Genomic DNA, 5819 nt, shown 5'->3' on the forward strand with positions numbered 1-5819 from the left:
CGCTGTACCGGCCGCCGCGCACCCAGGGCGGACGCACCCCCGCCGACAAGGGCCTCGACTGGCAGGACACCGGGATCGACACCCGGGACGGCCGGCGGCTGGCCGCCTGGCTGGTCCCCGGGGACGGCCCGCACACGGTGGTGGTCTGCCATCCGGTCGGCCGCGACCGTTCGGGAGTGCTGCCGCACATCCGGCTGCTGCACGACGCCGGCCACCACGTCCTCGCCTACGACCTGCGCAACCACGGAGCGAGCGACGACGACCCGGACGTACGCGCGATGGCCGACAAGTTCACCTCCGACCTGCACGACGCACTGGCCCACGTCCGGGCGCTGCCGGACGCTCGGCGCGGCGCCGTCGGCGTGCTCGCCCTGTCCTTCTCCACCTGGCCCGCCGTGTACGGGCTGGGCGGTCCCGGCGGCCCGGACGCCGTCGTCTGCGACAGCGGACCGGGCGCCGACGTGCCCGCCGCGATCCGCCGCTACTTCGACCTGCAGGCCCGCCTGCTGCCCCGGTACCTACGGGCCCGGCCGGCCCGTGCGCTGGCGGGCCGGGTCTTCGTCCGCACCGTCGGGCGGCGGCTGAGGGTGCGGAGGGACTGGCTCGCGGCCCTGTCCGGCACCGACCTGCCGCTGCTGTTCGTGGCTGCCGCCCGCGACACGCTGGTGCCTCCCAGCGAGATCGAGGCGGTCGCCGCCGGCACCCCGGGAGCCCGGGTCTGGACGGCCCCCCACTCGATCCACGTCAACGCGCACCGGCTGGACCGGGTGGAGTACGCGCGGCAGCTCACCGCCTTCTACGCCGACGCCTTCGACCGCGCCCCGGTCACAGTGGGGCGGACCGATGACTGAGTACCTGATGGTGGAGAGCCGCCATCCGTTCACCGACCCGGGCGGCGGCGCCTTCCTCCGGGACACCGCGGCACTGGCCCGGCTGGGCCACCAGGTCCGCCTCTGCCTGCTCCAGGACGGCGTGCTCGCGGCGGTCGCCCGCCCGGCGGACGGCCTGGCCGAGGTCCTCGCCGCGGGCGTCCGGGTGCAGGCCGACGGGTACTCGCTGGAGCGGCACGCGCTGCGCGCGGACGACCTGCCGGCCGAGGTCGGGGTCTGCGGCCCGGCGGAGCTCGCCGGGGCGCTGCTCGCCGAGGGTGTCCGGGTGGTGTGGCACTGACATGACCTCGCTGCTCCGCGCACCCGACTGGGACGTGCTCTTCTTCCTCACCTCCACCCCGCACACCGGTGACAGCGCGACCACCGTGCTGCGCCTGCTGTGGGCGGTCGCCGACCAGGGCGCCCGCGCCCAGGTCTGGGCGTGCGGGTCGGCGACCCTGCTCACCGCCGCCGCGCTCGGCGACCGCCACCCGCGCAACCTGCGCGAGCTGGGCACCGACTACCCGACCAGCGCCGCCCTGGTGCAGGACCTGCTGGACCGGCGGCCCGACCGGGTGCGGTGGAACGCCTGCCGGTTCTGCAGCCAGGAGCGCGCGGTCGACCACATCGCGCCGGTACGGGTCCGGTCCGCGCTGCGGATCGCCGCCACCGTGGGCGAATGCCGCAAAGCCGTCTACCTCGGAGGTCCGTGATGGTCCGTCAGCCACTGCTGGCCGTGCTGGAGCGGCCGGTGCAGACCGGGGCGGTGGAGACCTCCTTCGCCGATGTCCTCTACGCCGCCAGGGAGTTGAACCGTCAGTTCGGCGGGCTGGACCTGGTGCTGCGCGGCGCGGCGGTGACCGCCGCGGTCGACGCGCCGCGCACCGGGCCACTGCCACTGGGCCTGGCTGGCGCGGCTCCCGTGGCGGACCCGGCGACCGGGCTGACCGACCTGCTCGCCGACGGGGCCGTGGTCCGGGCGGACCTGGCGGGCCTGGCCCGGCTCGGCCTCGGGCCGGACCGTCTGCTGCCGGGCGTACGGCCCTTCGACGGCGACCGGCTCGCCGAACTACTGCCCGCATACGAGCAGGTGTGGTTCCTCTGACCGCACCGCTGACCGCACTGCTGACCGCACCTCTGACCGCACCGCCCACCACCACACTCAGCGAAGGAGCGAACAGATGACGGTGTCCCCCTCCCCCGGCCGGACGCGCCTGGGCATCTCCGCCTGGGCGGCCACGTCGCCGTACGGCGCGGGCCGTGACGTCTTCGCCCGGGGCGTCCGATCGGGCCGGAGCACCGTCGGCCCACTCGGCCCGGAACACCGGGCCGTCCCGGTGGCCGAGGCCGCCGTGGTCCCGGACTTCGACGCCAGGGCCGTCCTCGGCCGCAAGGGCACCCGGTCCATGGACCGGGCGACCGCACTGGCGGTGGCCACCGTGGGGATGCTGCTGGACAGCGGTGCCTCGGCCGGCGCGCCGCCCGCCGACGACGTGGCACTGGTGCTGGGCACCAGCAACGGCAGCGTCCAGAGCATGATGGACTTCACCCGCGACTCGCTGTCCCAGGGCAAGCCCTACCACGTCGACCCGGCCCGGTTCCCGAACACCGTGATGAACTGTGCGGCCGGCCAGTGCGCCATCTGGCACGGCCTGCACGGACCCAACACCACGATCGCCGGCGGCCGGGCGACCACCCTGCTGGCACTGAGCTACGCCCGGCGGCTCTGGCGGTCCGGCCGCGCGAGCAAGGTGCTGTGCGGCGCCGTCGAGGAGTTCTCCGAGCAGCGCGCCCGGCTCGAAGCCTGGTCGTCGGACGGCGTCCCGGCCGTTCTGGGCGAAGGCTGTGCGGTACTCGTGCTGGAACCGCTCGACGTCATCGCCGAGCGCGGCGAGCAGCCGCTGGCCGAGCTGCTGACGCTGGAACTCGGCGTCTTCGCGACGCCGGACGAGGCACTCGAGCTGCTGACCAGGCAGGTGACCGCGGCGCTGGCCGCGACCGGCCTCACCCCGGACCTGATCCGGCACGTCGCACCGTCCGCCGTGGACCCGGCGCAGTACGAGCTGGAGCGCACGGCGATCGAGAAGGCCCTGCCGGGGGCCACCCCCCGGTGGACCGAGCTCGGACCGCTGGTGGGCGACACCGGCGCGGTCTCCGGCGCGTTCCAGATCGCCGCTGTCCTCGCCGAGGCAGCGGCCGACGCCGACACCGGGACCGGGCAAGCCGGTGGCTGCGCCCTCATCACCGCCATCGACCGGGACGGCGTCGTGGGCTGCGCCGTGCTGCGTCTTCCGGACTCCCCCGCCCGCTCCACTCCCTCAACACACCCGGAAAGGTGACCCCATGACCCGGCAACACACCTCCGTTCCCAACCGCGACCAGCTGCGCGCGCTGATCGCGGACGTACTCGACGTCCCCGCCGACCTGATCACCGACGACGCCCGCTTCGCCGAGGACCTCGAGGTCGACTCCCTGATGGCTCTGGAGCTGATGGTGGTCCTGGAGAAGACCTACGGGGTGAAGCTCGACGAGTCCCGGCTGCGGGAGGTCACCTCGCTGGCCCGGGCGCACGCGCTGCTGGTCGGGGAGCTGGACCGGTGAGCGCCGTACTGCCACGGCCGACCCCGCTCGACCGCACGGTCAGCGGCATCCCCACCGGGCCCGGCGAGTTCACGGGCAGCTACACCGTGCGCGCCGACGAGACGGTGCTGCGTGGCCACTACCCGGGCCTGCCGATCTTCCCCGGCGTGTGCCTGCTGGAGTGCGTGGACCAGGCGGTCCGGCAGAGCGTGGCGGGGCTCGGCGAGCCGGTGCTGGCCGAGGTGGAGAGCTGCCGCTTCCTCGCCCCGGTGTTCCCCGGGCGCACCGTGACCGTCCGGACCACCGCCGAACCGACTGCGGACGGCCTGCGCTGCCGGGCCGAACTCTCCTGCGGCGACGAGCGGGTGGCGACCGCTCGGCTGCGCTACCGGCTGGCGGTCGCGGCATGACCGACCGGGCGCTGATCGAGAAACTGCTGCCGCACCGGTCGCCGATGCTGCTGGTGGACGAGGTGGACGAGGTGGTGCCGGGCGAGCGGATCACGGCCCGGCTGACGGTGACCGGGCAGGAGGAGTGCTTCCGGGACGCCGACCCGCTGGGGCCGTTCCCGCCCGTCCTGCTGATCGAGTCCTGGTGCCAGACCGCGGGCCTGCTGGTCACCTGGGACCGGCCCAACCCCGATGTGCTGAGCGGCGAGGTGATGCTGTTCGGCGGGATCAGCGGCATCCGGCTGCCGGCCCCGGTCCGGGCCGGCGACACCGTCGAGCACGAGGTGCGGGCCGTCCGGCTGTTGGCGGACAGCGCCGTGGTCGAGGGCCGCTCGACGGTCGGCGGCGTCACGGTGCTGACCGTGGAGCGGGTGGTCATGGCCTGCCGCCCGGCAACCGAACTGCGTGGGCACGAGGGTGCCCGCGCCACCGACGAGGAGGTGTGATGTCCACTGCCACCACAGCCGGTCGGCCGGTCGCCCTGGTGACCGGCGGGACCCGCGGCATCGGCCGGGCGATCGTGACCAGACTGGCCGAGGACGGCTGGGACGTGGCGTTCTGCTACCAGTCACGGAAGGCCGAGGCCGAGAGCCTGGAGAAGGAGCTGGCCGGGTTGGGCGCCCGTTCGCTCTCCGCCGCCGTCGACGTCTCAACCGGACCTGCGGTGCGCGGGTTCGTCCAGCGGGTGGAGGACGAACTGGGGCCGCTGGACACCCTGGTGACCTCGGCCGGGGTGGTGCGCGACAGCTCGCTGCTGATGATGGCGGACGAGGACTGGCAGCAGGTGATCGACGTCAACCTGGGCGGCACCTACCACGCCTGCCGGGCCGCGATCTTCTCCTTCATGAAGCGTCGGGCCGGCTGCGTGATCACCCTGTCCTCCGTCGCGGGTGTGCACGGGCACCCGACCCAGAGCAACTACTCGGCCGCCAAGTCGGGCATCAACGGGTTCACCCGGGCCCTCGCCAAGGAGGTCGGCCGGTACGGCATCCGGGTCAACTCGGTGGCTCCCGGCTTCATCGAGACCGACATGACCGCCGCGCTCCCGGAGAAGGTGCGCGAGGAGAAGGTCCGGGCCATTCCGCTGGGCCGCTGGGGCACCTCCGACGAGGTGGCGAACCTGGTCTCCTTCCTGGCCTCACCGCAGGCCGCCTACATCACCGGCCAGGTCATCCAGATCGACGGCGGCATCGTCATCTGACCCGGCGCCCGACCCCCGAGGTGAACCCATGACCAGGCCGTCCGCGCGGCGTCCGCCGCGCTACTACTTCTCCTTCCGAAGCCCGTACTCCTGGTTGGCACACCTGGAGTTGACGGAGCGTCACCCCGAGCTCGCGCGGTCGGTGCGGCGGATCCCGTTCTGGGAGCCCGACGAGCTGAGCCGCAAGCTGCTCGCCGAGGCCGGCGGCGGATTCGTCTACCAACCGATGTCCCGCGAGAAGCACTTCTACATCCTCCAGGACGTCCGGCGGCTGGCCGGGGCCCGAGGGCTGGCCGTCAGCTGGCCGGTGGACCGCGATCCGCAGTGGGAGGTACCGCACCTGGCGTGGTTCGTGGCTGAACGGGCCGGGCTCGCCGAGGAGTTCACCCAGGCTGTCTTCCGGGCCCGCTGGCTGGCCGGCCTGGACGTCTGTGACCGTACGGTGATCGCCGGCCTCGCCCGCGAGGTGGGCTTCGACCCGGTGGCGGCGGCGGGCGCGGCGGACGATGCCGAACTCCGCGGGGTCGGCCTGGCCGCGCTGATGAGCGTCAGCGACGACGGTGTCTTCGGGGTGCCGTTCTTCCTGGCCGGCCGGGAGAAGTTCTGGGGCCTGGACCGGCTCGCCGAGTTCGCCGCGGCGGCGGGCGGCCGCCCGCCCGCGCCGTCCTCGGGCCAGGCGACCCCGCCGCTGCCGGGCGAGCTGGCCGACCCCGGGCACGC

The 5819-nt window shown here is 74.1% G+C and carries 10 protein-coding genes; all 10 read left to right on the forward strand.

Annotated features, from left to right (window positions below; translation table 11 throughout):
* Positions 1 to 851 (forward strand): alpha/beta hydrolase (locus tag ACXJMZ_RS36250; protein WP_457034263.1); only part of this gene is annotated, 851 nt, incomplete at its 5' end.
* Positions 844 to 1170, forward strand: coding sequence for a hypothetical protein (locus ACXJMZ_RS36255; RefSeq protein ID WP_457034264.1), 327 nt, complete (start codon positions 844 to 846; stop codon positions 1168 to 1170). The genes ACXJMZ_RS36250 and ACXJMZ_RS36255, both read left to right, overlap by 8 nt.
* 1 nt (position 1171) lies before the next feature.
* The gene (locus ACXJMZ_RS36260; protein WP_457034265.1) at positions 1172 to 1582 is read left to right on the forward strand and encodes a hypothetical protein; all 411 of its coding nucleotides are present in this window, start codon (positions 1172 to 1174) and stop codon (positions 1580 to 1582) included.
* Complete coding sequence (locus ACXJMZ_RS36265; RefSeq protein ID WP_457034266.1) at positions 1582 to 1974, forward strand: hypothetical protein; 393 nt, start codon at positions 1582 to 1584, stop codon at positions 1972 to 1974. The genes ACXJMZ_RS36260 and ACXJMZ_RS36265 overlap by 1 nt, the downstream gene beginning before the upstream one ends.
* A 76-nt stretch (positions 1975 to 2050) precedes the next feature.
* The gene (locus tag ACXJMZ_RS36270) at positions 2051 to 3208 is read left to right on the forward strand and encodes a beta-ketoacyl synthase N-terminal-like domain-containing protein (protein ID WP_457034267.1); all 1158 of its coding nucleotides are present in this window, start codon (positions 2051 to 2053) and stop codon (positions 3206 to 3208) included.
* Positions 3209 to 3212: 4 nt separating this feature from the next.
* Positions 3213 to 3470, forward strand: a complete 258-nt coding sequence (locus ACXJMZ_RS36275) for an acyl carrier protein (protein ID WP_457034268.1) — start codon at positions 3213 to 3215, stop codon at positions 3468 to 3470.
* A complete protein-coding gene (locus tag ACXJMZ_RS36280; RefSeq protein ID WP_457034269.1) occupies positions 3467 to 3859 on the forward strand; it encodes a 3-hydroxyacyl-ACP dehydratase FabZ family protein in 393 nt (130 codons plus the stop codon). Before ACXJMZ_RS36275 ends, ACXJMZ_RS36280 begins: the two co-directional genes overlap by 4 nt.
* Positions 3856 to 4344, forward strand: coding sequence for a 3-hydroxyacyl-ACP dehydratase FabZ family protein (locus tag ACXJMZ_RS36285; protein ID WP_457034270.1), 489 nt, complete (start codon positions 3856 to 3858; stop codon positions 4342 to 4344). Before ACXJMZ_RS36280 ends, ACXJMZ_RS36285 begins: the two co-directional genes overlap by 4 nt.
* A complete protein-coding gene (gene fabG / locus ACXJMZ_RS36290) occupies positions 4344 to 5099 on the forward strand; it encodes a 3-oxoacyl-[acyl-carrier-protein] reductase (RefSeq protein ID WP_457034271.1) in 756 nt (251 codons plus the stop codon). The genes ACXJMZ_RS36285 and fabG overlap by 1 nt, the downstream gene beginning before the upstream one ends.
* A 28-nt stretch (positions 5100 to 5127) precedes the next feature.
* On the forward strand, positions 5128 to 5819 hold a 692-nt coding region (locus ACXJMZ_RS36295; protein WP_457034272.1), incomplete at its 3' end, for a DsbA family protein.

This window comes from Kitasatospora sp. P5_F3, assembly GCF_054049135.1.

Excerpts from the sequence above, each read along its gene's own strand:
- ACXJMZ_RS36255 (WP_457034264.1), top strand. The coding sequence starts at position 844 with ATGACTGAGTACCTGATGGTGGAGAGCCGCCATCCGTTCACCGACCCG.
- ACXJMZ_RS36285 (WP_457034270.1), top strand. The coding sequence starts at position 3,856 with ATGACCGACCGGGCGCTGATCGAGAAACTGCTGCCGCACCGGTCGCCG.
- ACXJMZ_RS36265 (WP_457034266.1), top strand. The coding sequence starts at position 1,582 with ATGGTCCGTCAGCCACTGCTGGCCGTGCTGGAGCGGCCGGTGCAGACC.
- ACXJMZ_RS36270 (WP_457034267.1), top strand. The coding sequence starts at position 2,051 with ATGACGGTGTCCCCCTCCCCCGGCCGGACGCGCCTGGGCATCTCCGCC.
- fabG (WP_457034271.1), top strand. The coding sequence starts at position 4,344 with ATGTCCACTGCCACCACAGCCGGTCGGCCGGTCGCCCTGGTGACCGGC.
- ACXJMZ_RS36260 (WP_457034265.1), top strand. The coding sequence starts at position 1,172 with ATGACCTCGCTGCTCCGCGCACCCGACTGGGACGTGCTCTTCTTCCTC.
- ACXJMZ_RS36275 (WP_457034268.1), top strand. The coding sequence starts at position 3,213 with ATGACCCGGCAACACACCTCCGTTCCCAACCGCGACCAGCTGCGCGCG.